This is a genomic window from Lysobacter tyrosinilyticus (assembly GCF_054779815.1).
The window spans coordinates 159,813-177,163 of the sequence record NZ_BAAGXN010000004.1 but is presented as its reverse complement, the minus strand read 5'-3'; the positions used below and the strand labels follow the sequence as shown (position 1 = coordinate 177,163).

General features: G+C 63.1%; 18 protein-coding genes. 5 read left to right on the top strand and 13 right to left on the bottom strand.

Annotated elements, in window-relative coordinates; translation table 11 throughout:
- Position 1: 1 nt before the first annotated feature.
- Positions 2–874: a CAF17-like 4Fe-4S cluster assembly/insertion protein YgfZ gene (ygfZ, locus tag ACYVGK_RS11480; protein ID WP_460733783.1), complete on the top strand. Its 873-nt coding sequence runs from the start codon at positions 2–4 to the stop codon at positions 872–874.
- Between the two features lie 174 nt (positions 875–1,048).
- Here the strand turns inward: ygfZ and ACYVGK_RS11475 are convergent, their stop codons facing one another.
- From ACYVGK_RS11475 to ACYVGK_RS11455, 5 genes are all read right to left on the bottom strand, one after another.
- Positions 1,049–3,319, bottom strand: coding sequence for a thiamine pyrophosphate-dependent enzyme (locus ACYVGK_RS11475; RefSeq protein WP_460733781.1), 2,271 nt, complete (start codon positions 3,317–3,319; stop codon positions 1,049–1,051).
- Between the two features lie 75 nt (positions 3,320–3,394).
- On the bottom strand, positions 3,395–4,033 hold the full coding sequence (locus ACYVGK_RS11470; protein WP_460734421.1) for a glutathione S-transferase family protein: 639 nt from the start codon (positions 4,031–4,033) through the stop codon (positions 3,395–3,397).
- Complete coding sequence (locus tag ACYVGK_RS11465; RefSeq protein WP_460733779.1) at positions 4,033–4,581, bottom strand: GNAT family N-acetyltransferase; 549 nt, start codon at positions 4,579–4,581, stop codon at positions 4,033–4,035. The genes ACYVGK_RS11470 and ACYVGK_RS11465 overlap by 1 nt, the downstream gene beginning before the upstream one ends.
- A gap of 160 nt (positions 4,582–4,741) precedes the next feature.
- Positions 4,742–5,905 (bottom strand): acyl-CoA dehydrogenase family protein, encoded by a 1,164-nt coding sequence (locus tag ACYVGK_RS11460; protein ID WP_460733777.1) that lies wholly within the window; start codon positions 5,903–5,905, stop codon positions 4,742–4,744.
- Positions 5,906–6,101: 196 nt separating this feature from the next.
- Positions 6,102–6,914 carry a glycine zipper 2TM domain-containing protein gene (locus tag ACYVGK_RS11455; RefSeq protein WP_460733775.1) on the bottom strand — a complete coding sequence of 271 codons (813 nt, stop codon included), beginning with the start codon at positions 6,912–6,914 and terminating at the stop codon, positions 6,102–6,104.
- A 171-nt stretch (positions 6,915–7,085) separates the two neighbouring features.
- On the opposite strand from ACYVGK_RS11455, the gene ACYVGK_RS11450 reads away from it, so the two are divergent.
- Together ACYVGK_RS11450 and ACYVGK_RS11445 are read left to right on the top strand one after the other, a co-directional pair.
- Complete coding sequence (locus ACYVGK_RS11450) at positions 7,086–7,319, top strand: DUF6116 family protein (protein WP_460733773.1); 234 nt, start codon at positions 7,086–7,088, stop codon at positions 7,317–7,319.
- Positions 7,320–7,322: 3 nt separating this feature from the next.
- On the top strand, positions 7,323–8,093 hold the full coding sequence (locus tag ACYVGK_RS11445) for a TatD family hydrolase (RefSeq protein WP_460733771.1): 771 nt from the start codon (positions 7,323–7,325) through the stop codon (positions 8,091–8,093).
- Positions 8,094–8,099: 6 nt separating this feature from the next.
- Here the strand turns inward: ACYVGK_RS11445 and ACYVGK_RS11440 are convergent, their stop codons facing one another.
- Entirely contained in the window at positions 8,100–8,906 is an 807-nt protein-coding gene (locus ACYVGK_RS11440) for a tRNA threonylcarbamoyladenosine dehydratase (RefSeq protein WP_460734419.1), read from the bottom strand.
- A 123-nt stretch (positions 8,907–9,029) separates the two neighbouring features.
- Here ACYVGK_RS11440 and ACYVGK_RS11435 point away from each other — a divergent pair, with 123 nt between their 5' ends.
- Both ACYVGK_RS11435 and ACYVGK_RS11430 read left to right on the top strand, forming a co-directional pair.
- On the top strand, positions 9,030–9,473 hold the full coding sequence (locus tag ACYVGK_RS11435) for a hypothetical protein (protein WP_460733769.1): 444 nt from the start codon (positions 9,030–9,032) through the stop codon (positions 9,471–9,473).
- A 143-nt stretch (positions 9,474–9,616) separates the two neighbouring features.
- Positions 9,617–10,069 (top strand): glycine zipper 2TM domain-containing protein, encoded by a 453-nt coding sequence (locus ACYVGK_RS11430; RefSeq protein ID WP_460734417.1) that lies wholly within the window; start codon positions 9,617–9,619, stop codon positions 10,067–10,069.
- 85 nt (positions 10,070–10,154) lie between these two features.
- On the opposite strand, the gene ACYVGK_RS11425 is transcribed toward ACYVGK_RS11430, so the two are convergent.
- The 7 genes from ACYVGK_RS11425 to ACYVGK_RS11395 form a co-directional block, all read right to left on the bottom strand.
- Positions 10,155–10,562, bottom strand: coding sequence for a type IV pilin protein (locus tag ACYVGK_RS11425; protein WP_460734415.1), 408 nt, complete (start codon positions 10,560–10,562; stop codon positions 10,155–10,157).
- An 11-nt stretch (positions 10,563–10,573) separates the two neighbouring features.
- Positions 10,574–13,927: a pilus assembly protein gene (locus ACYVGK_RS11420; protein ID WP_460733767.1), complete on the bottom strand. Its 3,354-nt coding sequence runs from the start codon at positions 13,925–13,927 to the stop codon at positions 10,574–10,576.
- 13 nt (positions 13,928–13,940) lie between these two features.
- On the bottom strand, positions 13,941–14,486 hold the full coding sequence (locus tag ACYVGK_RS11415) for a pilus assembly PilX family protein (protein ID WP_460733765.1): 546 nt from the start codon (positions 14,484–14,486) through the stop codon (positions 13,941–13,943).
- Entirely contained in the window at positions 14,483–15,577 is a 1,095-nt protein-coding gene (locus tag ACYVGK_RS11410; protein ID WP_460734413.1) for a PilW family protein, read from the bottom strand. The genes ACYVGK_RS11415 and ACYVGK_RS11410 overlap by 4 nt, the downstream gene beginning before the upstream one ends.
- On the bottom strand, positions 15,574–16,041 hold the full coding sequence (pilV, locus tag ACYVGK_RS11405; RefSeq protein WP_460733763.1) for a type IV pilus modification protein PilV: 468 nt from the start codon (positions 16,039–16,041) through the stop codon (positions 15,574–15,576). The genes ACYVGK_RS11410 and pilV overlap by 4 nt, the downstream gene beginning before the upstream one ends.
- Positions 16,038–16,778, bottom strand: a complete 741-nt coding sequence (locus tag ACYVGK_RS11400) for a GspH/FimT family pseudopilin (RefSeq protein WP_460733761.1) — start codon at positions 16,776–16,778, stop codon at positions 16,038–16,040. Before ACYVGK_RS11400 ends, pilV begins: the two co-directional genes overlap by 4 nt.
- A 277-nt stretch (positions 16,779–17,055) precedes the next feature.
- The gene (locus ACYVGK_RS11395) at positions 17,056–17,262 is read right to left on the bottom strand and encodes a cold-shock protein (protein WP_460733759.1); all 207 of its coding nucleotides are present in this window, start codon (positions 17,260–17,262) and stop codon (positions 17,056–17,058) included.
- Positions 17,263–17,351: the final 89 nt, after the last annotated feature.

The window sequence follows — 17,351 nt, the reverse complement described above, 5'->3', positions numbered from 1 at the left end:
CATGCATGACAACCCGCAGGTCTCTCCAGGCCTGGTTTTCGCCCTCCCCGACCACCGCGTGATTGCGCTTTCGGGCCGCGATGCGGCGACGTTTGCGCAGGCGCAGTTCATGAGCGACGTTAAGGCGCTGGCGCCGGGCCATTGGCATTGGAGCGGCTGGCTGACGCCCAAGGGACGGGTGATCGCGCTGTTTGCGGTGCTCAAGTTCGACGACGAGGCCCTGTGGCTGCTGGTGCCGGATGCGGATCCGGTAACGCTGGCCGCAGCGCTGCAGCGGTTCGTCTTCCGGTCGAAGGTCTCGATCAGCGTGCGTGACGAACTGTCCGTGGAGGGCGCGTTCGCCGCGCCCTCGCAAGCGCGCGGCAGTGGCTTCACGGGCGAAGCGGATGCGGTTGTCGAACTCGACTTCGGCGCCGAAGGCGGCGACCGGACTTTGCACATTTTGCGCAAATCGACCGCCGCGCACGATCCGGCGTGGATGGGACGCTGGGCGGCGTTCGACCTGGAACACGGACTGCCGCGACTGCCCTCCTCGCAGACGGACCACTGGACGCCCCAGCAGCTCTCGCTGGACCGTCTCGACGCCTTCAGCGTGAAGAAGGGCTGCTACCCGGGCCAGGAAATCGTGGCGCGCACGCATTTTCTGGGCAAAGTGAAGCGCGGACTGGCACTCATCGAAGGTTACGCGGCCATGCACGCCGGCGACGACCTGCACAATGCGGAAGCCATCCTCGGCCACCTGGTGGCAAGCATCGATGCGAACGGCCGTCACTTGGCACTGGCCGTCGTTCCGCTTGAGCGAGAGTCCACGGCGTTGCGGATATCCGGCACCGCGGTGCGGGAACTGCCTTTGCGGGAAGGCCTGGCGCGCTAACGCCGTGCCTTGTAGAGCGGAGCTTGCTCCGCTGCCCTTCTCTTTGTACGTGCACCTGTTGCGCCAAGCCTGCTCGGTGCGACCGCGAGCAACCGAGATCCGGGCAAGCCGGATCATCTCGATAGCAAGGGCAGCGGAGCAAGCTCCGCTCTACAAGGCCGGGATGCGCAGGGCTCAGGCCAGGCGATCAGCCGCGGCCACGATGTCGTCGTCGCCCGGAATCACCAGGAACGCCGCACCCGCCAGTGGCGTGTACGTATCCACCCCCACCACGCGCTGGAACGGTCGCGCACCGTAGCCACCTTCGGCGATCGCGGTGACCACGCCCTCGCCCACGCTGGCGCTGTGACGGCCTTCGTCCACGATGATGATGCGCTTGGCGTTCTTCGTCTGCTCGACGATGTACTTCTCGTTGAGCGGAACCAGCCACCGCAGATCGACCACACGCGTCTTCCAGCCATGCTTGGCTTCGATTGCCCGCGCGGCGCGCAGGCTCATCGGTACACCGTTGCCGTAGCTGATGATGACCAGGTCGTTATTGCCTTCGCCGTAGACACGGCCCTCGCCCAGCGGCATCGCCTCGTCAGGCTTCGGATACGTCGTCAGCCACTGGCCATCGCCGGCTTCGTACAGATCCTTGGTCATGTACAGCGCGATCGGCTCGAGGAACACGCTCACGCGTCCATCGACCTTCGATAGCGCAGTCAGCGTGCGCAGCATGGTCGCCGCATCGTCGCCACGCGACGGACAGCCAACCACCAGGCCCGGAATGTCGCGCAGCGCGGTGATCGAGTTGTCGTTATGGAAATGGCCGCCGAAGCCGCGCTGATAGCCCAGGCCGGCGATGCGCACGACCATCGGATTGGCGTACTGGTTGTTGCTGAAGAACTGCAGGGACGCCGCTTCGCCGCGGATCTGGTCGCAGGCGTTGTGGAAGTACGCCAGGTACTGGATCTCGGGGATCGGCAGCATGCCCATGTTGGCGAAACCCTGCGCCATGCCCAGGATCATCGTCTCATCCAGCAGCGTGTTGAACACGCGACGCGGACCGAAGGCCTTCTGCAGGCCCTTGGTCACCGTGTAGACGCCGCCCTTCTGCGCCACGTCCTCGCCGAACAGCAACGTATCGGGATACTTGGCGAAGATGTCGTGCAGCGCGTTGTTGATCTGGATGGCGAGGTGACGCGGCGCCTGGTTCTCCGGCAGCTTCGCTTCGCCGCCGAAGACTTCGAGACGACGCTCGGAATAGTCGGCACGCTCGGCTTCCTGCTTCACCTTCGCTGGCGTGTACGGCGCCAACGGTGAGATCACGTCGGCGAGCTTGTCGAGCTTGGGACGGCGATCGGCCTCTTCTGCAGCGGCGAAGCACTTCTTGCGCGTGGCTTCGTAGAGACTCAGCACTTCGTCCTTCGACATCAACCCCGATTCCAGCGCGATTGCGGCCGAACGCAGCAGCGGATCCGCGGCTTCCACGGCACACAGTTCCTCGACCGAGCGCCACTCGATCTCGAAGTCCGTACCCGCGTGCCCCATGATGCGGTTGGTCTTGAGATGCAGGAACGTCGGGCGGCGCGTGCGGCGGCAATGTTCGACCGCCTTCTGTACGTCGCCATAGCCTGACGCCAGGTCCAGGCCATCGGCGAAGAAGTAATCCAGGCCATCCATGTGCTGGAAGCGATTGGCGACCCATCCCGTCGGCGTCTTGACCGAGATGCCGATGCCGTTGTCCTCGCATACGAACAGCACGGGCGCCGGCAGCTTCTGGTACGCGGTCCAGGCGGCCGCGTTGAACGCGGTCTGCGCGGTGGCGTGGTTCGACGACGCATCGCCGAACGAGCAGATGGCGATGCTGTCGTCGGGAATCGGCAACTGATGACCAAGACGCTTGCCGGTCTCGATGGCAATGGCAGTACCCAGCGCCTTGGGCAGATGCGAAGCGATAGTCGAGGTTTGCGGCAGCACCCACAACGGCTTGCTGCCCCATACCTTGTGGCGACCGCCGGAAGCCGGATCGTCCTTGCTTGCTGCGAACGACAGCGCCGAATCCATCACCGGATCCATGCCCGGCAGTTTGCGGAAGCGCTCGGCCATGAAGCCGCCCGAACGGTAATGCAGGAACGCCGGATCGGTGTGGCGGGTCAGACGCGCGACCATCGCATTACCTTCGTGGCCGCTGGAACCGATCGTGTAGAAGACCTTGTTCTGCACGCGCAACACGCGCGCCATCAGGTCGAGATGACGACTGATCAGCTGCGACTCGAACAGTTCGCGAAAGCCCTGCGCATCCAGCGCGCTGCCGTCGAGAATGGCTTCGTGCGCTGCCGGCTTCGCATCGCCCCGCCCATCCCAGGCCTTCACGAAATCGACGAAGTTGACGTCGCAGATCTCGGCCCGATTGAGGCCTTTCATGCGGGCGGGAATGGGGTTGGGAATGCTTGCGAACATGTTGGATTTTCTTGGCTATGCGGGTCTGGGCCCGCCGAGTGATTTTCGAAATGCAGTGGAGGGTCAAGACCCGCCCTACGTGGACTGATCGATCAGCGCCTGCGCGGCGGCGTCCGGTTCAGCAAGCGGCACGAATCCAGGCGTACTCGCAATCCGTTCCAGCCAATCGCGGATCGCCGGGTAATTGCCGAGCGCGATACCGCCGTGATGGGCGACACAGGTGTACGCATACAGCGCGATGTCGGCGATACCGTACTGATCGCCTGTGAACCAGCGATGCGTCAGCAGATGGCGTTCCATCACGGCCAGCGCCTGATGCCCACGTTCGCGCAATCGCGGCAGGTCCGCGCGACGCGGCGAATCGATCGGCGTCCAGCCGCATATGAAGCGCGCGACGGCAATATATGGTTCGTGGCTGTATTGCTCGAAGAACATCCAGCTCAGGGCTTGCGCCTTCTGCCAGGGATCTACCGGCAGGAATGACGTGCCCTCCGCAAGCCAATGCAGGATCGCGTTGGACTCGGTGAGCACGCGGCCGTCATCGAGTTCGATGAAGGGCACACGGCCATTCGGATTCTTCGCCAGGAATTCCGGCGTACGGGTCTCGCCAACCGCGCTGTTGATCTCGACCCAACGATGATCGCGCCCCAGTTGTTCCAGGAGCAGCCGAACCTTGTGGCAATTGCCCGAAGGCGAAAAGCCGTAAACCGTGATCACGCCATGACCTCCTTGCGTTGGGCACGCCATTCCTCGCGGGTCTGGCCCCAGATATCGATCTCGTGCGCATCCAGCGGAGGCGGCAGCTTGCCAGGCCCACGATTGCGGGAACCCAGGCGCTGCGCTACGGCCTGCGAAGCGGTGTTGGCTGGAGAGATGGAGTGGATGACGTCATGCCATCCCAGCGTTTCGAACGCCCAGTCCATTGCGGCGGCGCAGGCCTCGGTCGCGTAGCCCTTGCCCCAGGCGTCGTGATGAAAGGCGTAGCCGATTTCGGTACCCGGCCAGCCGTCCGGATACCACGGCCCGGCCAGTCCGAGCCATTGTCCGCTCGCCTTCTCGACCACGGAAAACATGGCGAAGCCCTGCAACATCCATGCACCCGGCATATGCAGGAATTTGCGCCAAGCCTCATGGCGCAGCATCGGACCACCGATGTGCTGCGCCGCGGTCGGGTGCATGAACAGTTCGGCATAGCGCTCGAAATCCTCGATGCGCGGCAAGCGCAGGATGAGGCGTGGGGTTTCGAGTTGGACGTCGCGCATCGATCCTGCTCCTTGTCTCGCTCCGACAGGAGGAGATCGCGGTAAAGCCGAATAGCAAACTACACGTCGCAAACAACTACATCGACCTCACGCGAGTGGGACGACCTGCATCGTCCCTGCTCGCGCTTCGGATCTTCTCCGTCAAGGAGAAGAAGCCACATCAGAACGCGTTGATACCCGTCAGCTCGCGTCCGATCACCAGCTGGTGCACCGTCTCGGTGCCTTCGTAGGTGATCACGGATTCCAGGTTCAACGCATGGCGGATCGCGGCATGTTCGGTGGTGATGCCGGCGCCGCCGAGCAGGTCACGACATTCGCGCGCGATGTCGATGGCCATGCGGCAGTTGTTCCACTTCGCCAGCGAGACCTGCGACGGCTGCATGTTGCCGGCATCCTTCAGGCGGCCGAGCTGGAGCACCAGCAGCTGCGCCAGGGTGATGCGGCGGGCCATCTCGGCCATCTTGATCTGCGCGCTCTGCGTCGCCGCTACCGGGCGATCAAACAGGATGCGTTCCTTCGTGTAGTTCAGCGCTTCGTCGAGGCAGGCGATGGCGGCGCCGATCGGCCCCCAGGTGATGCCGTAGCGGGCCTGCGTGAGGCAGCCCAGCGGACCCTTCAGGCCCTTCACGTTCGGCAGGCGGTTCGCCTCCGGGACGCGCACGTTGTCGAAGTACAGCGCGCTGGTCACCGAAGCGCGCAACGACATCTTGTGCTTGATCTCCTGCGCTGCAAAACCGGCCATGCCCTTCTCGACCACGAAGCCCTGGATGCCTTCGTCGGTCTGCGCCCAGACGATCGCGATGTCGGCCACATTGCCGTTGGTAATCCACATCTTCGAACCATTGAGGATCCAGTCGCCGCCATCCTTGCGGGCGTTGGTCTTCATGTTGGCCGGGTCGGAGCCGCCATGCGGCTCGGTCAGGCCGAAGCAGCCGATGATCTCGCCGCGCGCCATGCCCGGGAGCCAGCGCATGCGCTGCTCTTCGGAACCGTAGGCGTAGATCGGATACATGCACAGCGAAGACTGCACGCTGACGAAGCTGCGGATGCCGCTGTCGCCGCGCTCGAGCTCCTGGCAGATCAGGCCGTAGCTCACTGCGTTGAGGCCGGCGCAGCCGTACTTTTCCGGCAGCGAGGAACCCAGCAGGCCGAGCTCGGCGATTTCCGGCACCAGTTCCTTGGGAAAACGGCCCTGGTCGAAGGCGTCGCCGATGATCGGCAGCACGCGTTCATTGGTGAAGCGCGCGACGGTGTCCTGGACGGCCCGCTCTTCTTCGCTCAGGAGGGAACGGACGTCGTACAGGTCGTAAGGGTTCAGGGCCATCGGTGTACTCGGGCGCGGAAAGACACCCATTCTATCGGCCTAATTTGCGGCGCGGCACCCGTGGAATGGCCGATGACCGGGGTGGACAGGTCGCAAAGCGACGATGCCTTTCTGCGGAATGCACAAGCCTGGCTCACCCCAAAAAAAACGGGGCCGGATATTCCGGCCCCGTCGGGGACTGCATTTGCGACAGCGATCAGCCCTGCGTCTTGTCCGAGCCAGCCGACGCGGTCTGGGTCACGACTTCGCCGTTGACAACCGGCAGCTTGGCTCCCGGCTTTTCGTCCATGCGGATGGTCTGCTCCTGGCCGTTGTAGCGGTAGGTCACGTCGTAGCCGACCACTTCGTTCTCGCTACCCAGACGGATCTGGCTACCCGGCTTGCTGCCCACGCGCATCGTGCCCGTGGTGCCATCCGGATTGCGGTAGGTCACGTTGTAGCCAACCGTCTTGCTCGAAGTGCTCGAGTCGGACACGGTGTGGCACTTGCGCTCGGTGCGGTTCACGACCTTGCCGCCCACGTGGTTCTTGTCGACGCGGTTGCCGATGAAGCCACCGGCCACGGCGCCGGCCGCGGTCGCGGCCTTGCGGCCGTCGCCCTTGCCGACCTGGTTGCCGACCAGGCCACCGATGATCGCGCCGGCCACGGTGCCGCCGACGTTGCCATCACGTTCCGGGGCGCGTTCCTGCACGACCACGTCCTCGCAGACTTCGCGCGGGCTCGAAGTGGTGCTGGTTTCCTTCACCGGTTCGGTACCGATCACGGTCGCGTACTGCGGCTTCTTCTCGGTGAGTTCCTTGACGTTGACGACGTCGGCGTATTCCAGCTTGCTGCCTTCGATCGCGCCGTTGGCAGCGATATCGCCCTCGGCGCCGGCACTCGCGGCCGGATTGGCGGTCGTGAAATCAGCAGACGCATCGTTATGGCTGCGGAAGCTGTTGTATGCGGCGACCGCGACACCGCCGACCAGCAGCGAAGCCAGCGCGACGGCGAGCATGTTCTTGTTCATTGAAGCCTCCTGCTGCGGGATCAGCCCGCGGGGTTGATTGGACGCCTGCATTCCATCACCGCGAACCTGAACGAGCGCAGAGCCGGAGCAACGAAAAGCTAACGAAAGTGAACCAACTGTTCACAGCGTGATAGCGTGCACACATCCACTGCTTCGGCGGGTTCGCATCCAATGGCCAATCCCCTCCTCGCTCCGGTTCTTGGCTTCCTCGGCCGCCTGAGCTATCCCCGACTCTTCGTGATTACGGCCACACTGTTCGTGATCGATCTGATCATTCCCGACTTCATTCCCTTGGCCGACGAGATCCTGCTGGGCCTTGGCAGCCTGTTGCTGGCGAACTTCAAGAACCGCAAGGCACCGGAGCCGCCGAAAAATAACATCATCGAAGGCGAATCGCGTCGCTGACGCATGCTGTTGATCGACAGCCACTGCCACCTCGACGCCGCCGAGTTCGACCATGACCGCGACGCGGTTATCGCCCGCGCCCGTCAGGCGGGCGTAGCACGGCAAATCGTGCCCGCGGTGGATGCCGCGGGCTGGCCGAAGCTGCGGGACGTCTGCGCGCACGATCCGGGGCTGTTTCCGGCCTATGGCTTGCATCCCATGTACCTGGATGCGCATCGCGACGAACACCTGTCCGAGCTGCGCGAATGGATCGAACGCGAGCGCCCGGCAGCCGTTGGCGAATGCGGGCTGGACTACTTCATCGAAGGACTGGACCGCGACACGCAGAGCCATTACTTCGAAGCGCAGCTGCAGCTTGCCCGGGAGTTCGACCTGCCGGTCGTGGTGCACGCGCGCCACGCGGTCGACGCCGTCATTGCCGCGATCCGGAAGGTAGGGAAGCTGCGCGGAGTTGTGCACAGCTATTCCGGCAGCCTGGAACAGGCGCAGCAGTTATGGAAGCTCGGCTTCCTAATCGGTCTCGGCGGTCCGGTGACCTACGATCGGGCCAATCGGCTGCGCAAGCTCGCCGCAAGCATGCCGATCGATTTCCTGTTGCTCGAAACCGATGCCCCGGACCAACCCGATGCCGGTATCCGAGGTCAGCGCAATGAGCCCGCCCGGTTGGCTGAGGTGTTGAGCGTGATCGCCCAACTGCGCGGGGAAGAAGCAGCTGCTGTCGCCGCCGCCACTACGGCCAATGCCGAGCGGTTGTTCCGGCTTCCCGCCAATTAATCGTGGTTACTTTGGCTGCTTGAGCAGCAGCTCAAGGGCCCGCCCGACCGCTGCGAACGCGAAGGTCCCGGTGATGTGGGTCGCCGCGCCCAGGCCGGCGCCACAGTCCAGCTTCAGGGCCGCATCACCGCTCACCTGCGGACGCACGCCGCACACCGTCCCGTCGGGTTGCGGATACTGCACGTTTTCCAGGGAATAAATCGCGGAAACACCGAAGTAACGGTCCTTGTTCTTTGGGAAATTGAACTCGCTGCGCAGCTTCTTGCGGATCAGCGCCAACATCGCGTCATGCTCGGTCCGCGAGAGGTCGCGCACGCGCACGAGCGTGGGATCAGTACGTCCGCCAGCGGAACCACACACGATGAGCGGTAGCTTGCGCCGGCGGCACCACGCGATGAGTTCTACCTTGCTGCGAAAACTGTCACAGGCATCCATGACCAGATCGAACCCGCGATCGAGCAGCGTTTCGACATTGCCGGCCGTCAGGAAGCTGGGGATCGCTTCGACCTCCATCCCGGGATTGATCGCGCGGCAGCGTTCGGCCATCGCTTCGACCTTGTTGCGGCCGTACTGCCCCTGCAGGGCCGGCAATTGTCGGTTGGTATTGGAAACGCAGAGATCATCGGCATCGATCAGGCAGAGATGCCCGATGCCACTGCGCGCCAATGCCTCCACGGCCCAGGAGCCCACACCGCCCATACCAATCACCGCCACGCGGGCGCCCGCAAAACGGCGCAGGGCCCCCTTGCCATAGAGACGGTCGATGCCGCCAAACCGCTCCTGCCAGCGGGGATCCAATGCGTGTGTGGTCATTCCGTCATTGTAAGCGGCGACCGCGCCGGACACGCCGGTCGGAATTCTGGCGAATCGGGGGGTGGCCTTGTTATGGTGCGCGGCAATTGCCGCCAGTCGGCACTACTTGCAAAGGAACCCGGCATGAGCGAACCCAATCCCGGAACCAACGTCCGCAAGGGCAATGGCTCGAAGTATCTGTTCCTGTTCCTGCTCGGCCTGGTAGTCGGCGCCGTCGCCGTGGTGATGGGGTTGCGCGCATGGAATGCTCGCAAGGACCATTTCCCGGAGAGCCTCATGCATGTGCAGGGCTGGCACATGGGACAACTGGCGAAAGCGGTCGAGCAGAACCGCTGCGCCGCCACCGACACCCTGCCCCACCTCAAGGCTCTGCGCACCACGGCCGACGACCTGGAACGCGCGTTTCCCAGCCTGGCCGATGATCAACGCTTCGCTGACGCGGCGAGCAAGATGCGCGGCACGCTCGACGGAGCGCTAGCTTCGCCTCCGCTCAATTGCGAAGGCGTCGCCGCGTTGAACAAGAACATCGGTGAGAACTGCAAGGCCTGCCATCAGGACTTCCGCTGAACTTCGCGTATGCGTTGCCCGCTGCGCGCTGAATGCGACGGCGGGCTTGGCGCTCAATTGATTACCAGTTCACACGCGCGCGCCTAGGTTGGCGATACGTGGCCAATTGGCCACATGTCCCCAGTCAGGAGCGTCGCATGAATATCCGCAATCCCTTATTGGTCTGCGTTGCTGCGGCCTCGATGGCACTGGCCGGTTGCGCCACGTCGCCGGGGTACAGCAGCAGTGACTACGGCAGTTCCGGTTACAGCCAGGCCACTTGTTACGACTGCGGCACGGTGACTCGCATCGAACAGGTCGGTGGCTCCTCGAGTGGCGCTACGGGCGCGGTGCTGGGCGGTCTTGTCGGTGCAGCCGCGGGCCGTGAAATAGCCGATGACAAGAGCACCGGGCGTCGCAACACCGCTACTGTGGCCGGCGCCGTAGCCGGCGCGGTCGCCGGCAGCGCGATCCAGCGCAATGTCAGTGGCCCGCGCTACAACGTGTACGTAAGGATGGACGACGGACGCGTGGTGACGGTCACACAGCACGACTTGAACGGCGTACGCGAAGGCTCCTACGTCCGTGTCTACAACGGACGCGCGGTATTGCGTTGATCGCCGCAAATCGGATGCACAAAGGGCACGCAATGCGTGCCCTTTGATTTTTGCAACATCTTTGCGCTGATTCGGCCTTGCCGTATCAGTTCCAGCAGTCGGTCGTCAGCCCGGTCTTCTTTCCCGTCTGATCGATACTCATCGTGCCGCATACCTTATCGGCAGTCGACTGCGGGGCCTGGGGCTCGATCTGCAGGACGTAGCCGGATGCATCGGGAGTCCCGGAGAATGCGATGCTGTAGAACTTCACATCCGCGCCACAACTCGGTGCAGCAGCGTTCGCGTAAGTCATGTTGACCGTGTAGTAGCGCTCCATGCGTTGCGCCTGCTCGGTGAGGCACCCCTTTGCCGCACCACGGCGCGCCTTGACCATGGCGTATTGGTAGCTGGGGACGGCGATGGCAGCCAGGATGGCCACGATTGCCATAACCACCACCAATTCGATAAGGGTAAATCCCCGCTCCGCGACACTCGCGCCTTCGCCTGAAGTCATCGCACTCACGGTCAGTTCCTCAGAATCTCGCGCCACGACACGCGCTGCGGTGCGGAGCCAGGCGGATTGACCGGGGGATCAGCCCTGCCACCCTGCGACCCACCCACCACTGCAATGGCGCTGCCCGGACCGCGGATGATGATCGGCTTGGTCAGCATGCCGATGCCCGGATCCATGGATCCGACTGCAACCTTCTGGCCCGAGCCATTGGTAAGCGTATCGCCGTTGTTGAACGCACCATCGCCGTTGGCGTCGAAGAAGGGATTCTTCAGGCTGGTACCGGTGAATGCATCCAACGCGTTCAGATAGCCCTTGCCGCCAACGTCGCAGGCATTGCTCGTAGGTGGAATGATGCTCGCGAAGAACAGGGCTGAGCCATCGATCAGCGGGCGGCTCACCACACGCTCGCCCTTCGTCGGCTTCTCCAGATCCAGGTACCAGCCGCGCTTGCCGGAGGGCAACAAGTCATTCGGCTCGAATGCGCGATTTCCCGTCTTCGTATCCACGACGTCGATCTTGCGCGCCTGCAATTCCGACCGCGAGATGGGACCAGTGCCATCGTCGATCAGGGCATACATGGACTGGATCGTGGTGTCGGTCAGGTCGCTCTTGGACAGCAGGCTACCGGTACCAACGAAGACCCAGCGCTGTCCGGTCTGCGGATTGACCGCGAGTGCCAGGTCCGCCGTGATCGACTGGCCGGCCTCGGCGGTGAACAGCGGCTTTCCGCTAAAAGCGACCTTGCCGGTGCCGGAGGTGAAATCGAACTTCCAGATATTGCCCTTCAGATCGCCGGCGAAAACGTAATCGACACTGCCATTGCCATCCTGGTCCCAGCCACGCGGCGAGGAAAGGCCGTTGTCGCTGCCCACACCCGTGTCGATTTCCTGCAGGACCGTTCCAGACTGCAGATCGACCACGTACAGCACTGCATGACCGTTGGCGCTGTTGATGCCGTTGCCGAAGATCGCCACCCGCGAGCCGTCCTTGAGCGACGTGATCATCGGCTCGCCCAGCACGTATCCCATGTTGTCGCCGCTGGTGTGTTCCCACAGCACGTCATTGACGCCGAACTTCGTCGGATCGGTCACGTCCAGTGCGTAGACACCCTTGCCGCCTCGACCCAGTGTGCCGACCAGATAGTTCTTGCCCGGAGTCATGGTCTTGGTCGAGACCACGATAGGCCCATCGACAAAATACTCGTGGGAGTACTGCGGGCTGCTCAACGTCGCCAGCTTGGCGAAATCGATACCGCCAGGCACGTACGCGAATCGCTCGATGCCCGTGATCGCATCGAAGGCATGCATCATGCCGTCATTGGCGCCAACGAAGATGGTCTCGGAATCCTTCACATACATTGGCGACGAATTGACGATGTCGCCCAGAACGGTGTCGCGGTCGCGCAATTCACCCTTGTTCTGGCGTTCCTTGCTCCGGTCGCCCTTGATGTACGCCACGTTGTCCGCGCCGCTCACCGGCGCCGGCGCACGCGAACTCTGATCCAGCTGGCTGATCTGCGTCGTAGTCGGGAATACAGTGCCGGAGACACCGTTCCAGCTGAGGATAGTGCGTCCGGTCGCCGGGATGAGCTTGGATGCACTCCAGCGCGGCACGTCTGCGACGCCGGTCGACGAGGCATCGTAGGCCGAAAGCTCGCCGCTCCACTTGCCGGACATGTAGCTGGCTTGGTAGACGCGAGTATTCGTGATGAAGGACGTGCTGTTGGCCGTCACGTTGGAGGCTGAGCCAAGGCGTTCGGCAACGGTGGCGAACGCGGCCAGCAGGCCGTCGGTGAACTCCTTGCTGTTACCCGCCACCACGAAACGTCCGCGACCGTTGACGCTGGCGTGCCACAAATCGTCGATGCGGTCGCCGTTCTCGCCACCGTTGATGGGATCGGTCCAGTGCTCAGTGCCGTTAATGATGGCTTCGAGCTCCGACGAGACCGGATTCATGTTGCCCTTGAGGCCAATGGAAACCCCGAAGGTCGCCATGTGCTGCCAGAAGGCTGGATCCGTATCCGTTCGGTCCCGCTCCGAGTGGGGCACGTTGTTCTCCAACCCCGGATCCGCTGCGCTGACGTACGGACGCAGGTCGCGCTTCCAGTAGTACATGGCCACGTCGGCCAACGTGTCCGCGCGGGTAGTGGTCTTCGTCTCGACGAAATTGTCCTTGTACGGGTTTCGTGGCGAGTACGTATTGATGGTCTCGCCCTTGGAGTTGACGAGGTCTACGCCCACGGTCCCATCGGCATCACCGACGCTGCTGAAGCCGTCGGTACTATTCCAATAGCCGTCCGTGGTCAGGATCGCGAAGTTCTGGCGGCAGCTGATCTGCTTGTCGCCGCTGAGCGGACCCCACGGACCATTCGCGTCGGCCCTGGAAAAATAGTCACCGGCACGCTGCAGCGCGCGATGCAAGGGCGTGGAGTCGTCGCCCTCGGCCTGCTGCAGGCGGTCGAACCACGTGGACTTGTTGCTGCCGCGAAACAGGCCGTCGTCGGTGCTTACCGGGATGTCATACGGGATGCCGGTGGTATTGCGGTTGATGGTATCGATGCCCATGCGCAACTTTTCGCCCACACGGCTCATTGCCTCGCTGGCGCCGGCCTTGGCCACTTTCATGCGGCTGCGGTGGTACGAATACCAGGTTGCGAAATTCGTGATCTCTTCCGCTTCGTTGCGCTTCGGCGCGCGAGCCGGAGTATCGAAAGTGCAGTTGCGCCAATCGCTACCCTTGGTTCTCGAACCATATTCCACGCACCCGGCATCGGTTTCACCGGCGGAGCTCGATTTCGAGCCCCACTCACTCCTGACTACCCGCGACGTCCCGTCGACCTTGAGGATCTGATAGCGGTAGAAGTCGGATTCGCTCGTGCTCGTCAGCACGCTGCTCGACTTGGGGACGAAAAAGGTCTGGGTAGTGCCAGACAAGTCCACCGTATCCGACAGGAGGGTCGTGTGGCGATAGGCGGCGCGGAGCGATGTGCCCCCGGTGTAGCGCGTGCCGTCGGCCTTGATCCACGGCTGATAGTCGGTCGTCGGGTTGTAGTAGATCGTGTTGTGGCCGTATGAGGCGTGGCGGATGTTGTTGGAATCCAGGTCCCCCGACGCACCCGTGCCCGATTTGTACTTGGAATCAGCGAGCGAAGCCGGCATCGAGATCAGGTTCATCGAACCCGAGTCGTCCAGAATGAAACGCACGTTCGCCGCGGGATACTCGGCCTGCGACTGCAGCGGGATGTTGGGCACGACGACGGCATAACCGGGTGCTGCCGCCAGCGTCGCTACGAAAGCCAGTGCGCCAGCAAGGAGGCGACTACGCGGCCGACGAGCGGATTCGGAATTGAACTTGGACCTGGACATGAATCGGCTCCGATCAGGGGACCGCATAGATGGATTGCAACATCACTTCGGCGCGGCCATCCGCGCGGCTCAGCGCGGTGATGCGATAACGGCTTTCGGTTCCGCTGCACCCGCCCTCGCCGATGACGTTCTTGGTGGTGCAGCTCGACCTCGGCGGGATGTTGTTGGCGAGCAATTCGACGATGAACTTCGGCTTCACTGTCTGGCCGCCGAGTGTCACCACGGTCTGGTTGGCGTTCGTCCACACGGTCTCGTCTTCCCACACCGGAGTCGCCTTGGGATCAGGCTTCGCGCAAAGTCCCTTCAGGCATCCCGCCGCCGGTAGTGCCGGCTTGGTAGCCGCCAGGAGTTCACCTTCGCGCAGGGCCGCTTCAGCCGCCTGGAAGGCCAGCCCACGGTCGCGAACGCCACCGCTCATGTGCTCCTCCATGAGCGTTCCGCGCAGGCTCGCCAACCCGATGAGGGCAACGACCAACAGTAGAATGAGCACGGTCACGAGCGTGGCTGCGCCGCGCTGGTCGCGGGGCCGATGCGAGAAGTGTTTGGGCAGAGTGATCATTGCGCGTGGTTCCGAATGGTGACGACGAGTTGCAGGTGGCGTTGCAACGTCTTGCCATCGATGGAATCGGCTCCTTCCAGCGTCAGGTCGGCGCTGACGGCAACGACCTTATCCGACACCCAATCCGCAGCGGTCACCGAGGTGGCATCTACGTAGTTGGTGGAACCGACGAGGAGGTACTTCAGGTTCATGTCCTTCACGCCGTCGACGATCTCGTTGTTGTCGACGACCAGGGCACCCGCGTTGTTGCGCAGGCTCGACTGGTAGAGCGAGCGGCCGCCCTTGTCGTTGCCGCCGATGTACCAGCGCGTTACCCGCAACTTGGCGATGATGGCGGGCCAGATGTCCTCGACCTCATTCTTGATGCCGTCCTCGTCTCCGTCGCAGCCGGACCCCGAAAACTTGCCCTGATAGCAGCCGTACGCGTACTGGTTGCCGTTGGCCCCATCGCAATTGGCGGGAGAGCTGAATCCCAGCCCCTTGCTGCAATTGCCTGGAGTTCCCGTGCCCGTGTTATGCACGATCGTGTCGTTGGTGCCGGGACTGGCATTGGTCACTTGAAACACCGCGACCTGGCCGAAGTCGCACGCAAGTGCGAGATCACCCGGGGACAGCCCGTGATTGACGGTGCTGACCTTGAACTGGGCGGAGGTCGGCGTGTGGCTGACAATGCTCACTCCAGCCGCGGCCGACTTGAGCTCGATCGCATCGGTACCCGCGATGCGTTGCCCGGCGCCGGTTCCGAATGCAGCGCCGGCAAAGGCTTCCGAACCTTCATAGCCGCGAACGCCGGTTACGAAATCCGTATACCACTGGTCCTTCGGCTTGTTCAGAACGTTGTAGACCGGCAGGTTCTTTTCGCACGGATTGCCAGAGGCCTCGCGCATGTCGCGGGCCATGAGCTCGAACGCCACGCGCATGTTTTCCTGCACGCGCCCAAGGCTCTCTGTCGCCTGGTAGGTACGACTGGTGGCGAGGAAGACCGTGATCGCGGCACCGACCACGATCAGGCCCACCACCATCGATACCATCAACTCGACAAGGGTGACGCCGTGAGAGCCGCGGCGACCGGAAAATGCATTGACTTTCATAGGCGCGTCACGGTCTTGACGGTCTGTTGGGAATCGCCAGCAGCACGCGCGTCGTCCCATTGCACGGAGATCTCGCACTCGACAGCGCCGCAAACGACCATGGCGCAGGCGGAGTCCCCGAGGGTCTGCTTGAGGGTGCCAATCCAATTGGCCAGGTCGTTCATGGCCAGCGAACCGCGATCGGGCGCCTTGCAGGTCATCTTGCTCAGGTTGTAACCACCGATGCGCGCCGCTTCGCGATTTGCACGCATGGCGTCGAGGATGGCGTACGTCTGCATTGTCGCCTGGCTGCGCTGCAATGAACTCTGGCTGCCGCGCAGCGCCGTCATCTGCAGCGCCGCGATGCCGAGCAGGCCGAACGCGAGGATCACAATCGCGATCAACACCTCGATCATGCCAATGCCGGTGGCATGGCGGGGCCCGCGGAAAGCTCTCCGCGCGCGTGCGCGGGGCGTGTGGTTCATGGCTTGTCTCCTGGCGTCAGGCACTTGCCCGCTGCAGCCTTCCGGGAGAGCAGGATCCGGCTGCCGGAGCTGATGCTGACGTCACTCTCGTTTTCCTGCGGCTTGGTGGTCGGCAGGCACACGCCTACAACGGCGGTCAGCAGGTTCCCCCCTACATCCCTTGCCATGCCATCGGAGTTAAATGTGATGCCGCTCCCAAAAGCGGCACTGCCCAGGAGTTTCACACCGCTTGCGACCGTTGCCCGTCGGAGCAATGGCTCGGCCGCCGCGTATTGCCCATTGCGGTCGGCATCCACGAACGCGATCCAGCCAGTCGCCCCCGCCGCCCCGCAGGCAGGCACCGCCGCATTGGGGTCGGCGCTCATGCAGACCACGGTCCGGCGATTGGCGCGGATGGCCTCGAAGCGGGCCGACTGGAAGATCGCGATCGTTTCGTTGGCAGCGGCGCGCAGCCGATTGCCATTGATCAGCGCGGTCAGGGCGGGGGTCGCCAGCGTGACCAGGATCGCCATGATGGCTACGGTGATCAGCAACTCGACCAGCGTGAAGCCGGATCGGCCCCGTAGTGATCGATGGCAGTTCGCGCCACGGCTCCCGGCGTTGCCGGCGCTAAAGGTCTTGCCGGAAGAGAAGCCGGCAAGCGCACGACGGGACTTCGCGACAATAAAAGTCGCGCTCTGCTCGAACAGAGTGAATCCCCGGTTTGTCCCCTGCATCCCTTCCCCCAATTGCTTCATTTCGAATCGGCACCGCCCCCGCAGCGCACGACTACCGCTCGTCAGACCGACTTACGGTATGAATTTACAGACGAAACTTGGAAAAATCCCGACCAGCGGCAAGGAAGCGTCGGAATCGTGCACCCATTCACATGTCGCGGCCCGATAAGCCGCTTCGACAAGGCCGGACAGACGCACGGGTTGCTGCTATGCAACAACGATTTGGAAGGCAAAAAAGAACCCGGCGAGGCCGGGTTCCAAAAAATCCTGGTTACGCGGAATGAACCGCGCCGGGGATTTACATCGGTTCGACGGCGTCAGCCTGCAGGCCCTTCTGGCCCTGGACGACGGTGAACGTAACCTTCTGGCCTTCCTTCAGGCTCTTGAAACCCTGGGTCTGGATGGCGCGGAAGTGCACGAACACATCTTCACCATTTTCACGGCTGATGAAGCCAAAGCCCTTGGCATCGTTGAACCACTTGACGGTACCGGTTTCGCGGGACATTTACTTGCTCCTTGGAACGTTGCTGGTTGAGACACGACTTGCATCGTGGCGCTGGTTCGCAAGGAGGAAGCGAGGTGCAACGATGTAGC

Coding starts and splice junctions, on each gene's coding strand:
- ACYVGK_RS11455 (WP_460733775.1), bottom strand. CDS start 6,914: ATGAACAAGAACATGCTCGCCGTCGCGCTGGCTTCGCTGCTGGTCGGC.
- ACYVGK_RS11475 (WP_460733781.1), bottom strand. CDS start 3,319: ATGTTCGCAAGCATTCCCAACCCCATTCCCGCCCGCATGAAAGGCCTC.
- ygfZ (WP_460733783.1), top strand. CDS start 2: ATGCATGACAACCCGCAGGTCTCTCCAGGCCTGGTTTTCGCCCTCCCC.
- ACYVGK_RS11395 (WP_460733759.1), bottom strand. CDS start 17,262: ATGTCCCGCGAAACCGGTACCGTCAAGTGGTTCAACGATGCCAAGGGC.
- ACYVGK_RS11450 (WP_460733773.1), top strand. CDS start 7,086: ATGGCCAATCCCCTCCTCGCTCCGGTTCTTGGCTTCCTCGGCCGCCTG.
- ACYVGK_RS11440 (WP_460734419.1), bottom strand. CDS start 8,906: ATGACCACACACGCATTGGATCCCCGCTGGCAGGAGCGGTTTGGCGGC.
- ACYVGK_RS11420 (WP_460733767.1), bottom strand. CDS start 13,927: ATGTCCAGGTCCAAGTTCAATTCCGAATCCGCTCGTCGGCCGCGTAGT.
- ACYVGK_RS11460 (WP_460733777.1), bottom strand. CDS start 5,905: ATGGCCCTGAACCCTTACGACCTGTACGACGTCCGTTCCCTCCTGAGC.
- ACYVGK_RS11435 (WP_460733769.1), top strand. CDS start 9,030: ATGAGCGAACCCAATCCCGGAACCAACGTCCGCAAGGGCAATGGCTCG.
- ACYVGK_RS11410 (WP_460734413.1), bottom strand. CDS start 15,577: ATGAAAGTCAATGCATTTTCCGGTCGCCGCGGCTCTCACGGCGTCACC.
- ACYVGK_RS11400 (WP_460733761.1), bottom strand. CDS start 16,778: ATGAAGCAATTGGGGGAAGGGATGCAGGGGACAAACCGGGGATTCACT.
- pilV (WP_460733763.1), bottom strand. CDS start 16,041: ATGAACCACACGCCCCGCGCACGCGCGCGGAGAGCTTTCCGCGGGCCC.
- ACYVGK_RS11465 (WP_460733779.1), bottom strand. CDS start 4,581: ATGCGCGACGTCCAACTCGAAACCCCACGCCTCATCCTGCGCTTGCCG.
- ACYVGK_RS11415 (WP_460733765.1), bottom strand. CDS start 14,486: ATGATCACTCTGCCCAAACACTTCTCGCATCGGCCCCGCGACCAGCGC.
- ACYVGK_RS11425 (WP_460734415.1), bottom strand. CDS start 10,562: ATGACTTCAGGCGAAGGCGCGAGTGTCGCGGAGCGGGGATTTACCCTT.
- ACYVGK_RS11445 (WP_460733771.1), top strand. CDS start 7,323: ATGCTGTTGATCGACAGCCACTGCCACCTCGACGCCGCCGAGTTCGAC.